This window comes from Streptomyces sp. Q6, assembly GCF_036967205.1.
Classification (GTDB): Bacteria; Actinomycetota; Actinomycetes; order Streptomycetales; family Streptomycetaceae; genus Streptomyces; species Streptomyces citrinus.
In genome coordinates this window covers 2,959,625-2,980,057 of sequence record NZ_CP146022.1, presented here as the reverse complement: position 1 = coordinate 2,980,057, position 20,433 = coordinate 2,959,625, and the positions used below count along the sequence as shown (strand labels likewise).

General features: G+C 72.5%; 18 protein-coding genes. 13 read left to right on the top strand and 5 right to left on the bottom strand.

What is annotated here, in order from left to right; all coding sequences use genetic code 11:
* The first annotated feature begins 146 nt into the window (after positions 1-146).
* From V2W30_RS13880 to V2W30_RS13870, 3 genes are read left to right on the top strand one after another with little or no spacing between them, the layout of a single operon-like run.
* On the top strand, positions 147-386 hold the full coding sequence (locus tag V2W30_RS13880) for a hypothetical protein (protein ID WP_338696543.1): 240 nt from the start codon (positions 147-149) through the stop codon (positions 384-386).
* On the top strand, positions 383-2,434 hold the full coding sequence (gene malQ, locus V2W30_RS13875; RefSeq protein WP_338696541.1) for a 4-alpha-glucanotransferase: 2,052 nt from the start codon (positions 383-385) through the stop codon (positions 2,432-2,434). Before V2W30_RS13880 ends, malQ begins: the two co-directional genes overlap by 4 nt.
* A gap of 20 nt (positions 2,435-2,454) precedes the next feature.
* The gene (locus V2W30_RS13870; protein ID WP_338696539.1) at positions 2,455-2,697 is read left to right on the top strand and encodes a hypothetical protein; all 243 of its coding nucleotides are present in this window, start codon (positions 2,455-2,457) and stop codon (positions 2,695-2,697) included.
* A 116-nt stretch (positions 2,698-2,813) separates the two neighbouring features.
* On the opposite strand, the gene V2W30_RS13865 is transcribed toward V2W30_RS13870, so the two are convergent.
* Positions 2,814-3,395 (bottom strand): TetR family transcriptional regulator, encoded by a 582-nt coding sequence (locus V2W30_RS13865; protein WP_338696537.1) that lies wholly within the window; start codon positions 3,393-3,395, stop codon positions 2,814-2,816.
* 152 nt (positions 3,396-3,547) lie between these two features.
* On the opposite strand from V2W30_RS13865, the gene V2W30_RS13860 reads away from it, so the two are divergent.
* The 5 genes from V2W30_RS13860 (at position 3,548) to V2W30_RS13840 (ending at position 8,469) form a co-directional block, all read left to right on the top strand.
* Positions 3,548-5,026 (top strand): FAD-dependent monooxygenase, encoded by a 1,479-nt coding sequence (locus V2W30_RS13860; protein ID WP_338696535.1) that lies wholly within the window; start codon positions 3,548-3,550, stop codon positions 5,024-5,026.
* A gap of 25 nt (positions 5,027-5,051) precedes the next feature.
* Positions 5,052-6,314, top strand: coding sequence for a sensor histidine kinase (locus V2W30_RS13855; RefSeq protein WP_338696533.1), 1,263 nt, complete (start codon positions 5,052-5,054; stop codon positions 6,312-6,314).
* Positions 6,278-6,922: a response regulator transcription factor gene (locus tag V2W30_RS13850; RefSeq protein ID WP_338696531.1), complete on the top strand. Its 645-nt coding sequence runs from the start codon at positions 6,278-6,280 to the stop codon at positions 6,920-6,922. The genes V2W30_RS13855 and V2W30_RS13850 overlap by 37 nt, the downstream gene beginning before the upstream one ends.
* A 30-nt stretch (positions 6,923-6,952) precedes the next feature.
* Positions 6,953-7,363, top strand: coding sequence for an NAD(+)--rifampin ADP-ribosyltransferase (gene arr, locus V2W30_RS13845; protein WP_338696530.1), 411 nt, complete (start codon positions 6,953-6,955; stop codon positions 7,361-7,363).
* 116 nt (positions 7,364-7,479) lie between these two features.
* Positions 7,480-8,469 carry an alpha/beta hydrolase gene (locus V2W30_RS13840; protein WP_338696529.1) on the top strand — a complete coding sequence of 330 codons (990 nt, stop codon included), beginning with the start codon at positions 7,480-7,482 and terminating at the stop codon, positions 8,467-8,469.
* Here V2W30_RS13840 and V2W30_RS13835 read toward each other — a convergent pair.
* Positions 8,420-8,920, bottom strand: a complete 501-nt coding sequence (locus tag V2W30_RS13835; protein ID WP_338696526.1) for a GNAT family N-acetyltransferase — start codon at positions 8,918-8,920, stop codon at positions 8,420-8,422. The genes V2W30_RS13840 and V2W30_RS13835 overlap by 50 nt on opposite strands.
* Before the next feature lie 33 nt (positions 8,921-8,953).
* On the opposite strand from V2W30_RS13835, the gene V2W30_RS13830 reads away from it, so the two are divergent.
* Positions 8,954-9,874, top strand: coding sequence for a LysR family transcriptional regulator (locus V2W30_RS13830; protein WP_338696524.1), 921 nt, complete (start codon positions 8,954-8,956; stop codon positions 9,872-9,874).
* An 80-nt stretch (positions 9,875-9,954) separates the two neighbouring features.
* On the top strand, positions 9,955-11,082 hold the full coding sequence (gene alc, locus V2W30_RS13825; RefSeq protein WP_338696522.1) for an allantoicase: 1,128 nt from the start codon (positions 9,955-9,957) through the stop codon (positions 11,080-11,082).
* A gap of 98 nt (positions 11,083-11,180) precedes the next feature.
* On the opposite strand, the gene pepN is transcribed toward alc, so the two are convergent.
* Positions 11,181-13,751, bottom strand: coding sequence for an aminopeptidase N (pepN, locus tag V2W30_RS13820; protein ID WP_338696521.1), 2,571 nt, complete (start codon positions 13,749-13,751; stop codon positions 11,181-11,183).
* Positions 13,752-13,873: 122 nt separating this feature from the next.
* Between pepN and V2W30_RS13815 the strand changes: the two genes are divergently transcribed.
* Positions 13,874-14,395: a DUF1203 domain-containing protein gene (locus V2W30_RS13815; RefSeq protein WP_338696520.1), complete on the top strand. Its 522-nt coding sequence runs from the start codon at positions 13,874-13,876 to the stop codon at positions 14,393-14,395.
* 16 nt (positions 14,396-14,411) lie between these two features.
* On the opposite strand, the gene V2W30_RS13810 is transcribed toward V2W30_RS13815, so the two are convergent.
* Positions 14,412-15,431 carry an aspartate-semialdehyde dehydrogenase gene (locus V2W30_RS13810; RefSeq protein ID WP_338696519.1) on the bottom strand — a complete coding sequence of 340 codons (1,020 nt, stop codon included), beginning with the start codon at positions 15,429-15,431 and terminating at the stop codon, positions 14,412-14,414.
* A gap of 209 nt (positions 15,432-15,640) precedes the next feature.
* Here V2W30_RS13810 and V2W30_RS13805 point away from each other — a divergent pair, with 209 nt between their 5' ends.
* Together V2W30_RS13805 and V2W30_RS13800 are read left to right on the top strand one after the other, a co-directional pair.
* On the top strand, positions 15,641-16,156 hold the full coding sequence (locus V2W30_RS13805; protein ID WP_338696517.1) for a sigma-70 family RNA polymerase sigma factor: 516 nt from the start codon (positions 15,641-15,643) through the stop codon (positions 16,154-16,156).
* A gap of 1 nt (position 16,157) precedes the next feature.
* Positions 16,158-16,868 carry a hypothetical protein gene (locus tag V2W30_RS13800; protein ID WP_338696516.1) on the top strand — a complete coding sequence of 237 codons (711 nt, stop codon included), beginning with the start codon at positions 16,158-16,160 and terminating at the stop codon, positions 16,866-16,868.
* 59 nt (positions 16,869-16,927) lie between these two features.
* Here the strand turns inward: V2W30_RS13800 and V2W30_RS13795 are convergent, their stop codons facing one another.
* Complete coding sequence (locus tag V2W30_RS13795) at positions 16,928-20,251, bottom strand: S8 family serine peptidase (protein ID WP_338696514.1); 3,324 nt, start codon at positions 20,249-20,251, stop codon at positions 16,928-16,930.
* Positions 20,252-20,433: the final 182 nt, after the last annotated feature.

The following is a 20,433-nucleotide window of genomic DNA, read 5'->3' as shown; positions in this document are numbered from 1 at the left end:
TCCGGTTTTCCCGGTCCCCTGGCCAATTTCCTTTCGTCGTACACAATGTGACCAGCAACACGTTGCCCGTACTGACAGGTCTGCGGCCGCGCCCGCTGGGTAGGGGTCACGACTCACGACGGACCCGCATCACGAAGGAGGCCACTGTGGCCGCATCGGCGCATCTCCTGCTCTCGGCCCTCTCCAAACAGGCGGAACCCCTGTACCCCGGGGACCTCCTGGATCCGCTGGAGCCCGGAGCCGACACCACCACGTACTCCTACGAAGCACCCCTGACCAGCGAACCGGCCTTCGCCGACTACGCCCCGCTGACGTCCGAGCCGCCCATGGCCGACGAGGCGCCCCTGACTTCCGAGCCCACTCCGAGCGGCCTGGCCGCGGGATGAGCCTGGCCCGGCTCGCCGCCCTGCACGGCGTGGCCACGTCCTACTCACCGGCGCCCGGCCGCACGGTCCGCGCCTCCGACGCCGCGGTGACGGCCGCACTCGCGGCGCTCGGCGTGGACGCCGGGTCGCCGGACGCGCTGCGGGACGCGCAGGCGCGGGCGGAGAGCCGCCTGCTGCCGCCGACCGTGGTGGCCGCCGCCGACGGACGGATGCCGTCCTGGGCGCCGACGCTGCCCGCGGGCTCGCGGATCGCGCTGTGCCGGGAGGGCGACGACCGGTTCGCCCCCTGGAACCCGGGCACCCCGACCGCGCCGGGCGTGCACCGGCTGCGCGTCACCGCGCCCGACGGCCGCGCCGCCGAGGTCCACCTCGTCGTGGCGCCGTCCCGCGCCCCGCAGCCGCCCGAGCGCACCCACGGACTCCTCGTCCAGCTGTACTCCCTGCTCTCCCAGCACTCCTGGGGCATGGGCGACCTCGCCGACCTGGCCGATCTCGCGTCCTGGTCGGCCCGCACCCACGGCACCGGATTCCTCCAGGTCAACCCGTTGCACGCGGCCGTACCCGCGGGCCCCGACGGCGGCACCGACCCGTCCCCGTACCGCCCCTCCTCCCGCCGCTTCCCCGACCCGGTGCACCTGCGGATCGAGGACATCCCCGAGTACGCCTACGTGCCCGCGCGCACCCGCGACGCCGCACGGCTGCGGGAATCCGTCCTGGACAAGGGCGAGTTGATCGACCGGGACGCGGTGTGGGCGCTCAAGCGCGAGGCCCTCGAAGCCGTCCACCAGGTGCCGCTCTCCCCGGGCCGCCGCGCCGCCTACTGCGACTTCCTCGCCGCACAGGGCACCGCCCTGGAGGACCACGCCACCTGGTACGCGCTCGCCGAGCGGTACGGCCCCGACCGGCACACCTGGCCCACGGCCCTCCAGGACCCGCGCTCGCCCGAAACGGCCGCCGCGCGGCGGGAGTTGATGGACCGCGTCGACTTCCACTGCCGGCTCGCCTGGCTCACCGACGGCCAGCTCGCCGCCGCCCAGCGGGCCGCCCGCGAGGCCGGCATGCCGATCGGGCTCGTGCACGACCTCGCGGTCGGCGTGCACCCGGGCGGCGCGGACGCCTGGGCGCAGCGCGACGTCTTCGCGCAGGGCATGAGCGTGGGAGCGCCGCCGGACGCGTTCAACGCGCGCGGCCAGGACTGGGGCCTGCCCCCGTGGCGCCCCGACCGCCTCGCCGAGACCGGGTACGCGCCCTTCCGCGAACTCCTGCGGGGCCTGATGCGGCACGCGGGCGCCGTCCGCATCGACCACGTGATGGGCCTCTTCCGGCTCTGGTGGATCCCGGAGGGCCAGGCGCCGACCGAGGGCACGTACGTCCACTACGACGCCGAGGCCATGCTCGCCGTGCTGGTCCTGGAGGCGTCGCGTGCGGGCGCGTACGTCATCGGCGAGGACCTCGGGACCGTCGAGCCCGGCGTGCGCGAGACGCTGGGCGAGCACGGGGTGCTCGGGACGTCCGTGCTGTGGTTCGAGCGCGCCTACGGACCCGAGGGCGACGGACGTCCGGTGCCCGCCGACGACTGGCGTACGGACTGCGTCGCCACCGCCACCACCCACGACCTGCCGTCGACGGCTGCCCGGCTGACCGGCGACGACGTGCGGCTGCGCCGGCGGCTCGGCCTGTCCACGGCCTCACCGGACGAGGCCGCGGCGGAGGTGGGGGAGTGGCTCACCCTCTTCGCCCGGCTCGGGCTGCTGCGCGACGGGCACGACGAGGAGGAGGAGATCCGGGCCGTGCACCGGTTCCTGCTGCGCACCCCGGCCCGCATGATCGGCGTCTGGCTGCCCGACCTCGTGGGCGACCGGCGGCCGCAGAACCTGCCGGGGACCTGGACCGAGTACCCCAACTGGCGGCTGCCCGTCGCCGACCCGACCGGGCGCCCCGTCACCCTGGAGGAGCTGGCCGCCTCGCCCCGCGCGCACGCCCTTCTCCGGGAGCTCTGGGACGGCTCCGTGCCCCTTACAGGCCCCCCGGGCGCGCGGCGCGCTTAGGCGTTCGCTACGTTGGCACCGTGGACAAGAAGAACGCCCTGCGCGCCGGCGCCCTGGCCTCCGGTACGACGCTGATGATGCTGCTCATGTCGTCCCCCGCGCTCGCGCTGACGCGCGACGACGGTGACGACCCGGGCACCAACGGCCTGAGCGTGATCGAGACGCTCGGCCTCTACGTGGCCGCTCCGATCGTGCTGTTCCTGGTCATCGCCGGTCTGGTGGTGCTCGGCGACAAGTCCCGCAAGCAGCAGAAGCAGGGCTGACCCGCACGCTTTCCCGTCGAGGGCATCCACGGCGCGCACCCGCGCCGTGGATGCCCTCGACGCGTTCACCCCTGCGGGTCCTGCCCGTCCCGGTCCGCGTCCGCTTCCCGTCCCGCTCAGGGCGTCTCGGCCGTCAGATAGCGCTGCACCGTCGGGCCAAGCCAGTCCACGATCTCCTCGCGGCTCATCGCCACGCTCGCCGGGAAGCGCAGCACGTACCGCGTCAGCGCGAGCCCGAGCACCTGTGACGCGCCCAGCGCCGCCCGCGCCGGGGCCTGCTCGGGGTCGGGGCAGACCTTCCTGGCCACCGGGATCAGCTGGTCGCGCAGCACACCCTGCATCCGCTCGGCGGCGGCCTGGTTCGTGGTGCCGACCCGCAGCAGCGCGGTGAGCACCTCGTTCTCCTCCCACAGCGCCAGGAAGTGGCCCACCAGCGTGCGGCCGATCTCCTCACGCGCGATGCCCGCCGGGTCCGGCAGCTTCAGGTCGAGGGTGACGGCCGACGCGAAGAGACCTTCCTTGTTCCCGAAATAGCGCATCACCATGGACGGGTCGATCCGGGCGTCACGCGCGATGGCGCGGATCGTCGCCCGCTCGTACCCGTCCGCGGCGAACCGTTCACGGGCCGCGCCGAGGATCGCGGCGCGGGTGGCGTCGGACCGCCGGGCCACCTGCGTCGCCTGCTGCTTCTCACTCATGCCAACAAACGTAGGCCAACACGTGTTGACAGTCCAGACGTGCGGCTCTACGTTTGCCAACAAGCGTTGACCAACAGGTGTTGACCAACAGGTGTTGGCGCACCGCAGTCGCAGTCGCAGTCGCTTTCGCAGCGCAGTCGTAGGAGGCCACCATGAACGGCACCACGAACGGCACCACGAACGACCGCACGGGCGTCGGCTCCGTCCTCGTCGTCGGCTCCGGGCCCACCGGCCTGCTGCTCGCCGGGGACCTCGCCGCCGCCGGTGTGCCCGTCACCCTCGTCGAGAAGCGCGCCCGCACGATCAGCAACCTCTCCCGCGCCTTCGTCGTCCACGCCCGCACCCTGGAGCAGCTCGACGCGCGGGGTCTGGCCGACGAGATCGAGGAGAGGGGCCAGGTCCTCGACCGGCTGCGGCTGTTCGGGCGCCTCACCGTCGACCTCGGCGACCTGCCCTCCCGGTTCAACCACCTCCTCGTCGTCCCGCAGTACGAGGTCGAGAAGGCGCTGGCGCGGCGTGCCGTCGAGGCCGGGGTCTCCTTCGCGTACGAGACCGAGGTGACGGGCCTGACGCAGGGCACGGACGGCGTCACCCTTCAAGTCCGCACGGCGGACGGGGAGTCGAAGGAGATGAGCGCCGCGTACGTCGTCGGGACCGACGGCATGCGCAGCGCGGTGCGGGAGGCCGTGGGGCTGCCCTTCCCCGGCAGGTCCGTGATCCGCTCCGTCGTCCTCGCCGACGTGCGGCTCGCCGAGCGGCCCGAGAACCTGCTCACCGTGAACGCCGTCGGCGACGCCTTCGCCTTCATCGCGCCGTTCGGCGACGGCTACTACCGCGTCATCGGCTGGAACCGCGCCCACGACGTGCCGGACTCCACCCCGCTCGACCTCGACGAGATCAAGGAGATCGCCCGGCTCGCCCTCGGCCGCGACTTCGGCATGCACGACGCCCGCTGGATGTCCCGCTTCCACAGCGACGAACGCCAGGCGCCCGCCTACCGCGTGGGCCGCGTCCTGCTCGCCGGGGACGCCGCGCACGTGCACACCCCGGCCGGCGGCCAGGGCATGAACACCGGCCTCCAGGACGCCGCGAACCTCGGCTGGAAGCTGGCGGCGGTCCTCAACGGCCGTGCGGACAAGGCCCTGTTGGACACGTACCAGGCCGAGCGGCACCCCGTCGGCCGGGCGGTCCTGCGCAGCAGCGGCGGCATCGTGCGGATGGCGATGGCCAGGCGCCCCTGGACGCTCGCCGCCCGCGCCGTCCTCACCGGCCTCGTCGACCGGGTCCACCCCGCCCGGGACCGCGCCCTCGGGCAGATCACCGGCATCGGCTTCCGCTATCCGGCCGCCAAGGGCGCCCACGCGCTCGTCGGCAGGCGCGTCCCCGATGTCGCCCTGCGCGGCGGCACCCGGCTCTACGAGGCCTTGCGCGACGGCGAGTTCGTGCTGATCCTGCCCGAGGAGGCCGAGCACAAGGGCGGCCCGGTCCGCGTCGAGCACTGGGCGAGCGACCGGCGGACGGCGCTGCTCGTACGCCCCGACGGATACGCGGCGTGGGCGAGCGAGCCGGGGAAGAGGGGAGTTATCTCCACCGACGTGCCCGAGGAGTTCGCCGGATACTCCTTGCAGTAGACGGGTCGAGCAGGGGAGCCGGGGGATGAAGAGGGTCGAGGCGCTGAAGCGCAGCCACCGACTGTGGTGGCTGTCGGTGGTGTCCATGCACTGGTCGGCGACGGTGGGGATCGCGGTGTGGACGCCCGTCCCCGGGTTCCTGCCGTGGGCCACGGCCGGCATGCGCCGCCACGTGGACCGCGAGCGGGCGCTCGCCGGCACATGGTCGGGGATCACGGTCGAGGCCTCGCCCGCGGTCCCGCTCGGGCACGAGAAGGAGCGCCGGGGCCTGGTCGCCCGCTACCGCTGGCTCCTGGAGGACCCGCAGCGGCTGCGCGAGTGGCGCTGGGTGACGGTGTACGGGTTCGTGGCCGGCCTGATCGTCAGCGTGCCGGTCGGTCTCGTCGGATACGGCCTGTGGGGCGTGTTCCTCGCCGCGTTCGGCCCGTACCTGGCGCGGGACGCCGGCTGGGAGGGCCTCTGGTACATGTTCGTGCACGTCCAGAACGTGCCGACCGGGCTCATGGCGGGGCTGCTCGGCCTCGGCATCGCGAGGACCGGCCTGTGGCTCGCGCCCCGCGCCGTGACCCGGCACGCCCGCTTCGTGAAGGCGGCACTGGCGCCCAGCGAGCAGGAGCTGATGGCGGCCCGCATCGCGCACCTCGCCGCGACCCGCTCCGACGCCGCCGACTCCTCCGCCGCCGAACTCCGGCGCATCGAGCGTGATCTGCACGACGGGGCCCAGGCCCGCCTGGTCGCGATGGGCATGACGCTGGACGCCGCCGAGCACCGCCTCTCCGAGGACCCGGAGGCCGTGCGGGCGCTGCTCGCCGAGGCCCGCGCCTCGTCCGTCGCCGCGCTCCAGGAACTGCGCGACCTCGTCCGCGGCATCCATCCGCCGGTCCTCGCCGACCGTGGACTCGCCGACGCCGTACGGTCGTTGGCGCTCCTGAGCCCGCTCTCCGCGGAGGTCACGATCGACCTCCCCGCGCGCCCCGAGCCGCCGGTCGAGTCCGCCGTCTACTTCGCGATCGCCGAGACCGTGACGAACGCGGCGAAGCACGCCGACGCCGAGCGGCTGTGGATCGACATCGCCTACGATCCCGAGCGCACCGCCCTGCGGGTCGGCGTGGGCGACGACGGCCGCGGCGGCGCCGATCCGTCCCGCGGCACCGGACTGGCCGGTGTCGAGCGCCGCCTGGCCACCTTCGACGGCGTCCTCGCCGTGCACAGCCCGGTCGGCGGCCCGACCCAGATCTCGATGGAGGTGCCGTGCGTGTTGTCGTCGCCGAAGACCACTTCCTGCTGAGGGACGGTCTCGTACGGCTCCTCGGCGCGTACGGCCACGAGGTCGTCGCCGCCGTGGACAACGGCCCGGAGCTGCTGGGCGCCCTCGTCACCGAGAAACCCGACGTCGCGATCGTCGACGTACGCCTGCCGCCGGACTTCTCCGACGAGGGCCTGCGGGCGGCGCTCGCGGCCCGCGCACAGGTGCCGGGGCTCCCGGTGCTGCTGCTCTCGCAGTACGTGGAGCCGCTGTACGCGCGGGAGTTGCTGGCCGACGGCGCCGGGGGCACCGGCTACGTCCTCAAGGACCGGGTCACGAACGGCGCCGAGTTCCTGCGGACCATCGGGCAGGTCGCCGACGGCGGGACCGTGATGGACCCCGAGGTGGTGTCCAAGCTGCTGGCCCGCAAGGTCCGTGACCGGCGCGTCGGATCCCTCACCGCACGCGAGCACGAGGTCCTCGGACTGCTCGCGCAGGGACGCTCGAACGCGGGCGTGGCGGAGGCGCTCGTCGTCACCGAGAAGGCCGTGGCCAAGCACATCGGCAACATCTTCACGAAGCTCGGCCTCTACCCGGGGGAGAGCGACAACCGCCGGGTCCTCGCGGTGCTCGCGTACCTGGAGGCGTGAGCGGCGTCTCGTGGTTGGTAGCCTGCCGCGATGAGCGAGGCGTTGGACGAGGGGCCGTTCTTCCACGGGACGAAGGCCGCACTGCGGGTCGGGGACCACCTCACCGCCGGGTTCCGGTCCAACTACCGGCCCGAGATCGTGATGAACCACATCTACTTCACCGCGCTGCGCGACGGCGCGGGGCTCGCCGCCGAGCTGGCCGCCGGGGACGGGGAACCGCGCGTGTACCTCGTCGAGCCGACCGGGGAGTTCGAGAACGACCCCAACGTCACCGACAAGAAGTTCCCCGGCAACCCCACCCGCTCCTACCGCAGCGAGCAGCCGCTGCGCATCCTCGGCGAGGTCACCGACTGGGTGCGGCAGACGCCCGAGGCCCTCCGGATGTGGCGGGACCGGCTGGCCGCGATCCGCGAGGACGACGGCGCCGAGATCATCAACTGACGCGACGGACGGCCCGCCCCGATTTGCCGAACCGGCAACACCGGCCGGGGGCGGCGACCGCGCGGAGGCATGATCGACGTATCGCAGCAGCCGCACCGCGCGACCCGGAGGTCCCCATGGCGCAGCCGTCCGCCCTCGCCCCCGTCCACCGTCTCGTCCCCTCGCCCGCCGGGCGCGTCCACCTCGTGGAGCAGGGGGAAGGGCCCCTCGTCCTGCTGATCCACGGCTTCCCGGAGTCCTGGTACTCATGGCGGCGGCAGCTGCCCGTCCTCGCCGACGCCGGGTACCGGGCCGTCGCCGTCGACGTCCGCGGATACGGGCGCTCGTCGCGGCCCGACCGGGTCGACGCGTACCGGATGCTGGAGCTCGTCGAGGACGGCGTCGCCGTGGTCGAGGCGCTGGGGGCGGACCACGCCATGGTCGTCGGCCACGACTGGGGCGCCGGGATCGCCGCGCACTCCGCGCTGGTGCGGCCCGACGTGTTCCGCGCCGTGGCGATGCTGAGCGTGCCCTACGCCCCGCGCGGCGGACCCCGGCCCAGCGAGGTGTTCGCCGGGACGGGCGGCGGGCCCGAGGAGTTCTACGTCTCGTACTTCCAGGAGGCCGGGCGGGCCGAGGCGGAGATCGAGCCGGACGTGCGCGGCTGGCTCGCCGGGTTCTACGCCGCGCTGTCCGCCGACACCATGCCCGGACCCGACGCCCCCGACCCGCACCTCGTCACGCGCGGCGGACGGCTGCGGGACCGGTTCCCTGCCGGGCTCCCGCACTGGCTGAGCGAGAGCGAACTCGACGTGTACGCGGGGGAGTTCGAGCGTACGGGGATGCGCGGCGCGCTGAACCGCTACCGGAACATGGACCGGGACTGGGAGGATCTGGCCGGCTTCGACGGGGCCGCCCTCGCGCAGCCGTCGCTGTTCGTCGGCGGGACGAGGGACGCCTCCACCATGTGGCTCTCCGACGCCATCGACGCGTTCCCGAAGACGCTCCCCGGGCTCGTCGGCTCGCACCTGCTCGACGGCGCCGGGCACTGGATCCAGCAGGAGCGCGCCGACGAGGTCAACCGGCTTCTGGTGGAGTGGCTCGCGGTCGCACGGTCAGCTCCATGAGCGGGAGGGTGCGGCCGGGGACCGAGCCCGACGGGATCGCCCCCGTGCGCCGGCCGCCCATCGCCTCGTAGAACGGCACCGCGTTCGGGTCCGCCGCCCAGCGGACCGTCGTGAACCCCGTGGCGGCGGCCGTCGCGCGCACATGCGCGAACAGAAGGCGGCCCACGCCGAGCCCCATCGCCTCCGGGTCCACGAACATCAGCCCCAACTCGCCGTGCGGCGGCGCTCCTTCGAGCGTCGCGAGGCCGAGGACCCGGCCGTCGTCGGATTCCGCCACGGCCGTGCGGCGCGCCGCGATCTCGTCCGCCGCGAGCGTCAGCTCGGCCACGCACGCCGCCATGAACGCCTCGTCGTAGCCCCAGTGCGCCTTCGAGCGCAGGGCGAGCGCCGTGAGTTCCGCCGCCTCGTCGGGGCGGGCCCGCCGGATCCGTACCGTCCGCGTACGCGTCATGGGCCCAGCGTAGGCCGCGTTACGTTGTGCCGTATGAGCGAACGAGTGCCGGGGCCCGACCGGTGGGACGTGAAGAAGCTGGTCATCCTGCGGACCCTGCGCGAGCGGGACACCGTGACGGCCACCGCCCAGGCCCTCCTCATGACCCCGTCCGCCGTCTCGCAGCAGCTCACCAACCTCGCGAAACAGCTCGGCGTGACGCTCCTCGAAGCGCAGGGGCGGCGGGTGCGGCTCACCGACGCCGCGCACCTCGTGCTGCGCCACGCGGAAGCCGTCTTCGCCCAACTGGAGCGCGCAGACGCCGAGTTGGCGGCGTACACGCACGGCGAGGTGGGTGAGGTGCGGGTCGCCGCGTTCTCCACCGCCGTGCCCGCCCTCGTGGTGCCCGCCGTACGGGCGCTGCGCGCCGCGCACCCCGGGGTCACCGTGCGGGTGCGCGAGGCCGAGGCCGGGGAGGCGTACGAGCTGCTCGCCGCCGGTGACGTGGACCTCGCCCTCTCCCTCGCGGCGCACGCGCCGACCGCCCGCGACCCGAAGTTCACGCGGGTGCCGCTGCTCGCCGACCCGCTGGACGTGGCCCTGCCCGCCGGGCATCCGCGCGCCGGGCGGCCGGGGCTGCGGCTCGCCGATCTCGCCGGAGAACCGTGGATCTTCGGCGGGTCGGGGCCCTGGTCGGAGATCACCACCGCCGCCTGCGAGGCCGCCGGGTTCGTGCCCGAGCAGGCACACAGCGCGGCCGGGTGGACGGCGATCCTCGCCATGGTCGAGGCGGGGATGGGCGTCGCGCTGGTGCCGCGGATGGCGGCGGCGCGGCGGGACGGCGTCGCGATGTGCGCGCTGGGCGCCGACCGTCCCGTACGGCATGTGGTGGCGGCCGTGCGGAAGGGGGCGGAGGAGGGCGGCGCGGTGCGGCGGGTGCTCGACGCGCTGCGGGAGGCGCCGGCGCCCGCCTAGCCGAACGTTCAGTTCTGCTGAACAAGTACGTCGAAAACTTTCGATGGACCTGAGGGATTGCCGGGGCCGATGGTGGAGCCATGACCACGACCCCGAACCACCAGGACCCGCACGCCAACGACGCCGCCCCCTACGGCGGCGGTGACCCGTACGCCGACTACCGCACCTTCGGTGACGCCGACGCCTTCACCGACCTCGTCGACCTCGCCGACCGGCGGCTCGGCGCCGGGGTCATCGCCGCCAACGACGAGTTCTTCGCGATGCGCGAGAACCTCCTCGTCCGCGAGCGGGCCGTCTTCGACCCGGAGCACTTCGGGCACAAGGGCAAGGTCATGGACGGCTGGGAGACCCGGCGCCGCCGCGGCACCCAGGACGAGCCGTTCCCCGCGCCGGGCGAGCACGACTGGGCGATCGTGCGGCTCGGCGCGGCCGGTGTCATCCGCGGCGTGATCGTCGACACCGCCCACTTCCGCGGCAACTACCCGCAGCGCGTCAGCCTCCAGGCCGCCTCGGTACCGGGCGCGCCCGGCCCGGACGAGCTGCTCGGCGACGACGTGAAGTGGGAGGAGATCGTCGCGCCGAGCCAGGTGCGCGGCCACGCCGCCAACGCCTTCGCCGTCACCTCCGAACGCCGCTTCACGCACGTCCGGGTCTGCCAGCACCCCGACGGCGGGATCGCGCGGCTGCGGGTGCACGGCGAGGTCGTCCCGGACCCGGAGTGGCTCGACCTGCTCGGCACGTTCGACCTGGTCTCCGTACTCCACGGGGGTGTGTACGAGGACGCGTCGGACAGGTTCTACTCGTCGCCGACGCAGATCATCCTGCCGGGCACGTCACGGAAGATGGACGACGGCTGGGAGAACCGGCGGCGCCGCGTGCACGGCACGAACGACTGGGTGCGCTTCCGCCTCGCGGCGCAGGGGACGATCCGGGCCGTCGAGATCGACACGGCCTGTCTGAAGGGGAACGCGGCGGGGTGGATCGCGCTGAGCGGGCGCGACGGGGAGACGGGGGAGTGGTTCGAGATCATCCCGCGGACCCGGTTGCAGCCGGATACGCTGCACCGCTTCCCGCTGGCCGCGGAGGCGGTCGCCACGCATGTGCGGCTGGACGCGTTCCCTGACGGGGGCGTGGCGCGGATGCGGGTGCACGGGGCGTTGACGGAGGCGGGTCGCTCGGCGCTGGAGGAGCGCTTCCGTCGGGGGTGATGCGGTTCGTCGCGGGCTGCGGGTTGCGTCGTGACCAGCCCCCACCGGGCCGCAGCCCGCAAGGGACCGCGACCCGGCAGAAGGCCACCGGGATCCGGTTACGCGTCCGCGGCCTGCGCCTTGAGCGCGCGGTCGACTCCCGAGCGGGACTCCGAGACGAGACGGCGCAGGGCCGCGGTCGGGGCCGCCGAGGCCAGCCACTCGTCCGTCAGCGCGAGCGTGTCCTGCGAGACCTGGATCGACGGGTACAGGCCCACCACGATCTGCTGCGCCATCTCGTGCGAGCGGGAGTCCCACACGTCCTTGAGCGCCGCGAAGTACTTCCCGGTGTACGGCGCGAGCAGCTCGCGCTGGTCGGTCTGGACGAAGCCGCCGATCACCGCCTCCTGCACCGCGTTCGGCAGCTGGTCGGAGTCGACGACCGACGCCCACGCCTCCGCCTTGGCCTCCGGCGTCGGACGCGCGGCCCGCGCGGTCGCCGCGTGGCGCTCACCGGCGGCGGTCTTGTCGCGGTCGTACTCGGCGCCGATCTCCGACTCGTCGTAGCGCCCGGTCGCGGCGAGGCGCTCCACGAACGCCCAGCGCAGCTCCGTGTCGACGGCCAGGCCCTCGATGGTCTCGCGGCCCTCCAACAGGGCGACGAGCAGGTCGAGTTGCTGCGGGGTGCGGGCCGTCGCCGCGAAGGCGCGGGCCCACGCCAACTGGTGGTCGCCGCCCGCCTCCGCGGTCCGCAGGTGCGTGAGGGTGGCCTCCGTCCAGCGGGACAGGAGCGCGTCCCGGTGGGCCGGCGCCGCGTACAGGTCGATGGCCAGCTTGACCTGACGGTGCAGCGACTGGACCACGCCGATGTCGGACTCCTTGGCGATGCCCGACAGGACCAGGTCCAGGTACGCGCCGGCCGACAGCTCGGCGTCCCGCGTCATGTCCCAGGCCGACGCCCAGCACAGCGCGCGCGGCAGCGACGACTCGAAGTCGCCGAGGTGCTCGGTGACGAAGGCCAGCGACTGCTCGTCGAGGCGGACCTTCGCGTACGACAGGTCGTCGTCGTTGAGCAGGATCACGTCCGGACGGTGCTTGCCGACGAGGTCGGGGACCTGCGTCGACTCCGTGGCGGTGACGTCGAGTTCGACGCGCTCGCCGCGCAGCAGCTTGCCGCTGTCGTCGTCGAGGTCGTAGAAGCCGATCGCGATCCGGTGCGGGCGCAGCGTCGACGTGCCCTTCGCGCCCTCGGGCAGCGCCGGGGCCTCCTGGCGGATCGCGAACGACGTGATGACGCCGTGCTCGTCCGTCTCGATCTCGGGACGCAGGACGTTGATGCCCGCCGTCTCCAGCCACGCCTTCGACCAGGCCTTCAGGTCGCGGCCGCTGGTCTCCTCCAGCGCGCCGAGCAGGTCCGACAGGCGCGTGTTCCCGAACGCGTGCCGCTTGAAGTACGCCTGCACGCCCTGGAAGAACTCGTCCATGCCGACGTAGGCGACGAGCTGCTTGAGGACCGAGGCGCCCTTCGCGTACGTGATGCCGTCGAAGTTGACGAGGACGTCGTCGAGGTCGTTGATCTCCGCCATGATCGGGTGCGTCGACGGCAGCTGGTCCTGCCGGTACGCCCACGTCTTCATGGAGTTGGCGAACGTCGTCCACGAGTGCGGCCACTTCGAGTCCGGCGCGTACGCCTGGCAGGCGGCCTCGGCGAAGGTGGCGAACGACTCGTTCAGCCACAGGTCGTTCCACCACTCCATGGTGACGAGGTCGCCGAACCACATGTGCGCCAGCTCGTGCAGGATCGTCGCCGCCCGCACCTCGTACGCGGCGTCCGTGACCTTCGAGCGGAACACGTACTGGTCGCGGATGGTGACCGCGCCCGCGTTCTCCATCGCGCCCGCGTTGAACTCCGGCACGAACAGCTGGTCGTACTTGGGGAAGGGGTACTGGTAGTCGAACTTCTCCTGGAACCAGTCGAAGCCCTGCCGCGTCACCTCGAAGATCGCGTCCGAGTCGAGGTGCTCGGCGAGCGAGGGACGGCAGTAGATGCCGAGCGGCACGCTCTGGCCGTCCGGACCCTCGTACGAGGAGTGGACGCTGTGGTACGGGCCGACGATGAGCGCCGTGATGTACGTCGACATGCGCTGCGTCGGCTCGAAGACCCAGAGGTCGTCCTTGGGCTCCGGCGTGCGGGAGTTGGAGATCACGGTCCAGCCGGTCGGCGCCTTCACGGTGAACTGGAAGGTGGCCTTCAGGTCCGGCTGCTCGAAGGAGGCGAACACGCGGCGGGCGTCCGGCACCTCGAACTGCGTGTACAGATAGGCCTGTTGGTCGACCGGGTCGACGAAGCGGTGCAGGCCCTCACCGGTGTTCGTGTACGCGCAGTCGGCCACGACCCGCAGTTCGTTCGGGCCCGCCTCCAGGTGCGTCAGCGCGATCCGCGAGTCACGGAAGACGGCGGCGACATCGAGGGAGCGGCCGTTGAGGACCACCTCGTGCACGCCGTCCGCGATGAGGTCGATGAAGGTCTCCGCGCCCGCCTCGGCGCTGTCGAAGCGCACGGTGGTCGCGGAGCGGAACGTGCCGCCCTCCTGCGCGCCGGAGAGGTCGAGATCGATCTCGTAAGAGTCAACGGTGAGCAGCTTCGCACGCTGCTGCGCCTCTTCACGGGTCAGATTGGTGCCAGGCACGCGGTCATCTCCTAGTGCGGTCTACGTTCATGACGTTTTCGGTCATCCTTCCACGCGCGATGAGTGAACGCGATGTCCGTTTTCCGCCGGTGAACGCGGGCGCCCGGGACCAGCCTGGACGCATGACCAGATACACCGCACGCCCCATCGACGCCGTGGCCCTCAAGGAGCTGCGCACCACCGACGACGCGGGCCGCGCCTGCGTCCCGTACACCGCGACCGACGCCGACGCGGGCTCCCCGCTGCGCTGCTGCCTCAAGCCCGTCGAGGAGGGCGAGCGGATCGCCCTCGTCTCGTACGCGCCGCTGCGCCGCTGGGCGGCGGAGACGGGCGCGCACCCCGGGGCGTACGACGAGCAGGGGCCGGTCTTCGTCCACGCCACGCCCGACGACTGCCCGGGACACGTCCCTGACGAGGACCGCTACCCCTTCGACCGGCCCGGCGCCCGGCGCACCGTGCGGCGCTACGACGCGCGCGGGCACATCGCCGGGGGCGCGCTCCTGGAGATCCCGGACAGCGCGACGGCCGGGTTCGACGCCGCCTTCGATGAGGCGTTCGCCGACCCGGCCGTGGTGCTCGTACACGTCAGGGCGCTGGAGTACGGCTGCCTGCACTTCGAGGTGCGGCGGCCGACGGCTCCCTGAGGCGCTGCTCCGGCGGTTACTTGCCGGACAGCTCGGCGGCGACGAGCTCCGCGATCTGCACCGCGTTCAGCGCGGCGCCCTTGCGGAGGTTGTCGCCCGAGACGAAGAGGGACAGGCCGTTGTCGACCGTCTCGTCGGGGCGGATACGGCCCACGAAGGAGACGTCCTTGCCCGCGGCCTCCAGCGGCGTCGGGATGTCGGAGAGGGCGACGCCCTCGGCGCCGGCCAGGATCTCCGTGGCGCGCTCGACCGAGAGCGGGCGGGCGAAGCGGGCGTTGATCTGGAGCGAGTGGCCCGAGAAGACGGGGACGCGCACGCAGGTGCCGGAGACCTTGAGGCCGGGGATCTCCAGGATCTTGCGGGACTCGTTGCGGAGCTTCTGCTCCTCGTCCGTCTCGTTCAGGCCGTCGTCGACGATCGCGCCCGCGAGCGGCAGGACGTTGAAGGCGATGGGGCGCTTGTAGACGTTCGGCTCGGGGAAGTCGACGGCGCCGCCGTCGTGCGTGAGCTGGTCGGCCTCCGCGACGACCTTCTGCGCCTGGCCGTGCAGCTCGGCGACACCGGCGAGACCGGAGCCGGAGACCGCCTGGTACGTGGCGACGACGAGGGCTTCGAGGCCCGCCTCCGCGTCCAGCGGCTTCAGGACCGGCATCGCGGCCATCGTCGTGCAGTTCGGGTTCGCGATGATGCCCTTGGGGCGGTCGATGATCGCGTGCGGGTTCACCTCGGAGACGACGAGGGGGACCTCGGGGTCCTTGCGCCACGCGGAGGAGTTGTCGATCACGACGGCGCCCTGCGCGGCGACCTTCTCGGCGAGGGCCTTGGAGGTGGCGCCACCGGCGGAGAACAGCACGATGTCCAGGCCCGTGTAGTCGGCCGTCGAGGCGTCCTCGACCGTCACGCCGTCCAGGACCGTACCGGCGCTGCGCGCGGACGCGAACAGGCGCAGCTCGTCCACCGGGAAGGCGCGCTCGACGAGGATCTTGCGCATGACCGTGCCGACCTGACCGGTGGCTCCGACGATTCCGACCTTCACAGGAATTTCCTCCGTACGTGCGAGCGGCCCTCCGGCCTGCGGGTGCGTCCATGATGCGTCTGTCCAGGCCCGCCTTGTCCAATCCATTGTCCGGTGGACGGGACGGCGTGGTACATCCCACAGCGTGCTCATGGCGATGTCCGTGGCCGGCGGCGAACGTTTTCGTGGCCCGCGGCGTCGTAGGGCCATATGCGGGGAGGGGAGGGTCAGTGCTGCGCAGAAAGCCGAGGGGGCGGCCGGGCGACCCGTTGGACAAGGTCGTCGAGGACCGGGTGCGGGCCGTGCTGTCGTTGGGCGGGGTGCCGTACGCGGATCTTCCGGACGGCGTCCAGCAGGTGCGGCTGCGGCTTCTGGAACGGGCCGCGAAGGGGCAGGAGGAGCCGCGCGACGTGTCGGCGTGGGCGGCGGTCGTCGCCTCGAACCTCGCCATGGACTGGCACCGGGCGCGCCGCCGCCAGGAACGGCTCGGCGAGCGCCTGGCCGCCCTGCGCCAGGAGGACGCGCGGGACGCCGCCGACACCCGCGTCCTCTCCCTCGCCGTGGCCCAGGGCCTCGACGAGCTGCCCGACCAGCAGCGGCAGGTGGTGGTCCTGCGGTTCTACGCGGATCTGCCGGTACGGGACATCGCGGCCGAGCTCGGAGTGCCCGAGGGCACCGTCAAGAGCAGGCTGCACACCGCGGTCCGTGTGCTCAGGGCCCGGCTGCACGAACAGGAGGTGGTGTGACGTGTCACGCGATGCCCGCGAGGACCGGCTCCTGATGCTCGCCGTGACCGGGGAGCCGCTGCCGGACGACGATCAGGACGCGGCGGCCGTGGCGGAGGACGTGGCCCTGCTGCGGGAGCAGGTGCGCGGCCTCGGCGACGCGCTGGCGTCCCGCCCGGCACCGGCACCGGCGCCCGCCCGTGCCCCCGCACCCGTACCGGTCCACCGGCGCCGTCCGTTCCGGCTCGCCCTCGGCGCGCTGGCCGCGGCCTGCGTCGTGTCGTTCTTCGGCGGACTGTTCTGGCTCGGTGCTCAGGCGCCCGGCGGAGGCATGAGCGCCGACTCCAAGGGGTCCGACAAGGCGGCGGCCGAGGACAACGGCAAGTCCCGCTCCTCGCCCGAGATGTACATCGCCTGCTCGCGGGTGCTGGTGGAGGGCAGGGTCGTCGGCGTCACGCCGCGCGCGGACGGTGACGTACGGGTCGTGCTGAAGGTCAAGCGCTACTACCGCCCCGAGCGCTCGGTCCGCGAGCACCCCACGCTCGCGGTCACCCTCGACGGCCCGGCCGGGGAGGACCTGAAGCCCGGCACGTACACCCTGATCCGCACGCCGGTGCGTCCCGGGGACCGGCAGGACTGGGAGACGGGCCGGGGCGTCGACGACGTCCGCGAGGACATCCTGAGGGGGCTTCCGGGCGCCGAGGGGCTGGCCTGCTCGGGGCCGCACGGCTGAACGGCAGGAGGGGCGGACGCCACCGGCGCCCGCCCCTCCCGTTCACTTCGGGTCACGCGTTACGAGGTGACCTTCTCGATCTTCACGCTGCCGACGCCCGCGGCGACACCGCGCTCGTTCAGCAGCTGGACCTGGCCGAAGAACTCCCGGCCCGCCGGCGCCGCGGCCGCGGCCGTGACCTCGGCCGAGACATCCGTGGACGCCCCGTTGGCCAGCGAGACCGCCTTCGTCTCGTCGACCTTCACCGTGCCGAGCGACGGCGAGAAGAAGACGTCGACGTAGTCGTACGCGGTCGAACCGGACGGCACCGAGTAACCGGCGACCTCCACCGTGTACGTGCCGGCGGCCGGCTTCGCGATGCTCACCGACTCCTCGGAGTCACCGTCGGCGGACTGGGCGACGACCTTGCCGGCCGCGTCGTAGACCGTGAGGTCCAGGTCGGCGGCCTGGTCGGAGACGTTGCCGATGGAGACGTCGAGCTTCTCCGTGCCCGCGGGCACGTCGACCGTGGTCGTCTGCGCGGCGCCGTCGGCGATGGTCGGCCTGGCCGTCTTCGACGAACCGAGCGCACCGCCCTGGAGCTTGCCGCCGGTGATGGCCGCGAAGTTGTTCGTGACCTTCCACGAGACGGCGGCCGGGGTACCGACCTTCGCCTCGGGCAGCGTCTGCACGGCCGGGTCGAACGCCGCGCCGAGCACGGCGACGTCCAGCGTGTACGGGTTGTCGAGCAGCGGCGACGTACGGCGCGACTCGACCTCGATCTCCCAGACACCGGCCTGCGGGTCCGCGTACGAACGCAGGTCCGGGCGGCAGGTGTTGGCCGGGTTGTAGTTCGGGTAGCAGCTCGGCGTCGACGTGTCGTCGACCGGCACCCCGTACGGGTGGATGGAGATGAAGCGGGTCTGGCTCTTGTCGGCGAGACCGCTCATCCGCACCTGGAGCGACGTGGCTCCCTCAGGCACCGTCAGGAAGTACGACTTCGTGCTGTTGCGCTGCACGGAGCTCTTGGCGGTGAACGTGTACGACGGCTTGGCCAGCGGCGTCGAGACGACGACGGTCGCCATGACCTGCTGGTCGACGCCCTCGGTCTTCGGGTCGTCGACGTTCAGGATCGCGCTGCGCAGACCGGCCGACTCGGGACGGGCCTGCACCTTCACGGTGACGGCCTTGTTCAGCGGCAGCCAGACCTTGGTGGGCCCGGCGATCACGAACGTGTCACCGGAGTTGTTCTTCAGCGACAGGTTGTGCAGGACCGGCTTCGGCGAACCGGACGTGCGCGTGATCGTCACGTCGTACGTCTTCTTCTGCCCGGCCTTCAGGCCACCCTCGCGGTCGTAGATGCCGGTGCCGAAGCCCGGCGTCTTGAGCGCGTAGTCGATCGCGGTGTCGACGGGCGCCTTCACGGTGTACGTGTGCGCGCTCGCCCCGTCCTCGATGGAGTCCCAGGCGTCGACGATGTCGATGAGGCCGGAGCCCTCCGCGTACGCCTGCTCGCCCGGGATGTGGTGCGCGGTCGAGGTGAGCGCGGTGCGCAGCTTCGCCGGGGTCAGGTCGATGTGCGCGCGCTTGGCGGCGGACAGCAGCAGCGCGGAGGCGCCGGCGGCCTGCGGCGACGCCATCGACGTGCCCTGGAGCATCGAGTAGCCGGCGGGCAGGGAGTACCCGGCCTCGGCGACCGGCGAACCGGGCAGCCAGGTCTGGGTGGTGTTGATCGCCGCGCCCGGCGCGGTGATGACCGGCGCGAAGCCGCCGTCCTCACGCGGACCGCGCGAGGAGAACGGCATCATCGCGTACGACTTCTCGACCTGGGAGCCGTAGTTGGAGGCCCACGTGGCCTTCGAGATCGAGGCGCCGACGGAGAGGACCTTGTCGGCGAGGCCGGGGTCACCGATGGTGTTGGCACCGGGGCCGGAGTTGCCCGCCGAGATGACCAGCTGGACGCCGTACGTGTCGATGAGCCGCGTGTACAGCTCGGAGCGGGCGTTGTTGCCGTCGTTGAGGGCCGGCAGGCCGCCGATCGACATGTTGACGATGTCGACGCCGCGCTTGGTGACGAGGTCGATCATGCCCTCGGTGAGCGCGACGTTCGTGCAGCCGCCGGACCAGGTGCAGGCCCGGGACGAGACGAGCTTGGCGCCGGGGGCGGCACCGTTCATGTTCTTGTTGCCGAACAGCGAGTTGGCCGCGGTGATGCCCGCGACGTGCGTGCCGTGCTCGGACTCGATCACGCCGATGTTGACGAAGTCGACCTTCTTGCCGACCCAGTCGCCGCCGTACGGATCCATCGGTACGTCCTTGCGCACCTCGACGACGAACGGCACGCGCTCGACGACGTCGGTGGCCGGGTCGTCCTTGCCGAAGTACCCGATCTGGTAGCCGTCCTTGTACGGCTTCATCGGGGTGTCGTCGGTGAAGTCACCGTTGTCGTTCAGGTCGACGGTGACCGTCCCGGCGGCGGCGTCGTAGAGCACGCCCCACTTGTCCGTGGTGTCGCCGTCGCGGTTCAGGTCGCCCTTGGCGTCGCCGCCCGTGGTGGCGGCCTCGGAGAAGACGCTGACGCCGTACGAGCCCGAACCGGCCTTCCAGGTGCGGCCGCTGTACGTGAACGTCGGGCCGGTGACCTGCGTGACCATCGGGCGCCAGGTGGCGTCGCCGTCGACGATCGGGTCGGTCGCGGTGACCCAGTCGACGATCTTGCGCTCGCCGGTGGTGGTCTTCTGGAGGGCGGGGTGCCCGAGGTCCACACCGGAGTCGAGGATGCCGATGGTGACGCCGCGGCCGTCGGCCTTCGGGTTGTCCTTGACGAAGTCGACGGCGCCCGTCTCGAAGGACGGGTTGTACGGGTTCTTGGCGGGGGTGCTCGCGCCGGGCCCGCTGTACGAGCCGGTGTCCGCGCCCGACGCGCCCTTCGCCCTGTCGGCGGTCGGGGTCGGGTCGTCGAGCTCGATCTCCTGGCGCAGGTCGATGCCGTGCACGGAGGCGAGCTTCTCGGCGGACTTGATGGCGGCGTCGGCCCGGCCGGTCGGCACGGTGGCCCGTACGTAGCCGAGCTTGTCGTAGGTCCGGCCGACGGAGCCGCCCTTGACGGAGTCGAGCTGCTTGGCGACCTCCTCCGTCCTGCCGGGGGCGGTCGCGACCATGAGGGTCACGTTCTTCTTGCCGTCGGCCTTGGCGTCGGCCAGCAGTTCGGCGTCGTGCGAACCGAGCTTGTCGCTGGCGGACTTGACGGCCGGGTCGGCGGCCGGGGCGGAGTCGGAGTCCGCGGCCATGGCCATGGGTATCGGCCCGGCCGCGGTGAGGGCGGCCACCAGGCCGGCGGCGGCCGCGAGCCGGGCCGCGCGTCTCGCGCCGGATATCGGTGCGCGCTGGGGATCGAGGGTCATCAGCATCCCTGTACGTAAAGGTGAGACACCATGGGAGAGGTGCAGAGTGGTTCGAAAACAATCCGGAATTCGGTGCCGGATGACCGCTCAGCTTTACGTAAGTGACCATAGTTTGGGGAGAGTTGCCCGAGGTGGGATGAGGCCATGGCGTACTTCCGCCATACGCCATCCAGGCCAAACCG

Excerpts from the sequence above, each read along its gene's own strand:
- V2W30_RS13835 (WP_338696526.1), bottom strand. The coding sequence starts at position 8,920 with ATGACGCGTACGCGGACGGTACGGATCCGGCGGGCCCGCCCCGACGAG.
- V2W30_RS13830 (WP_338696524.1), top strand. The coding sequence starts at position 8,954 with ATGAGCGAACGAGTGCCGGGGCCCGACCGGTGGGACGTGAAGAAGCTG.
- V2W30_RS13860 (WP_338696535.1), top strand. The coding sequence starts at position 3,548 with ATGAACGGCACCACGAACGGCACCACGAACGACCGCACGGGCGTCGGC.
- V2W30_RS13795 (WP_338696514.1), bottom strand. The coding sequence starts at position 20,251 with ATGACCCTCGATCCCCAGCGCGCACCGATATCCGGCGCGAGACGCGCG.
- V2W30_RS13855 (WP_338696533.1), top strand. The coding sequence starts at position 5,052 with ATGAAGAGGGTCGAGGCGCTGAAGCGCAGCCACCGACTGTGGTGGCTG.
- V2W30_RS13865 (WP_338696537.1), bottom strand. The coding sequence starts at position 3,395 with ATGAGTGAGAAGCAGCAGGCGACGCAGGTGGCCCGGCGGTCCGACGCC.
- alc (WP_338696522.1), top strand. The coding sequence starts at position 9,955 with ATGACCACGACCCCGAACCACCAGGACCCGCACGCCAACGACGCCGCC.
- V2W30_RS13840 (WP_338696529.1), top strand. The coding sequence starts at position 7,480 with ATGGCGCAGCCGTCCGCCCTCGCCCCCGTCCACCGTCTCGTCCCCTCG.
- V2W30_RS13815 (WP_338696520.1), top strand. The coding sequence starts at position 13,874 with ATGACCAGATACACCGCACGCCCCATCGACGCCGTGGCCCTCAAGGAG.
- arr (WP_338696530.1), top strand. The coding sequence starts at position 6,953 with ATGAGCGAGGCGTTGGACGAGGGGCCGTTCTTCCACGGGACGAAGGCC.
- malQ (WP_338696541.1), top strand. The coding sequence starts at position 383 with ATGAGCCTGGCCCGGCTCGCCGCCCTGCACGGCGTGGCCACGTCCTAC.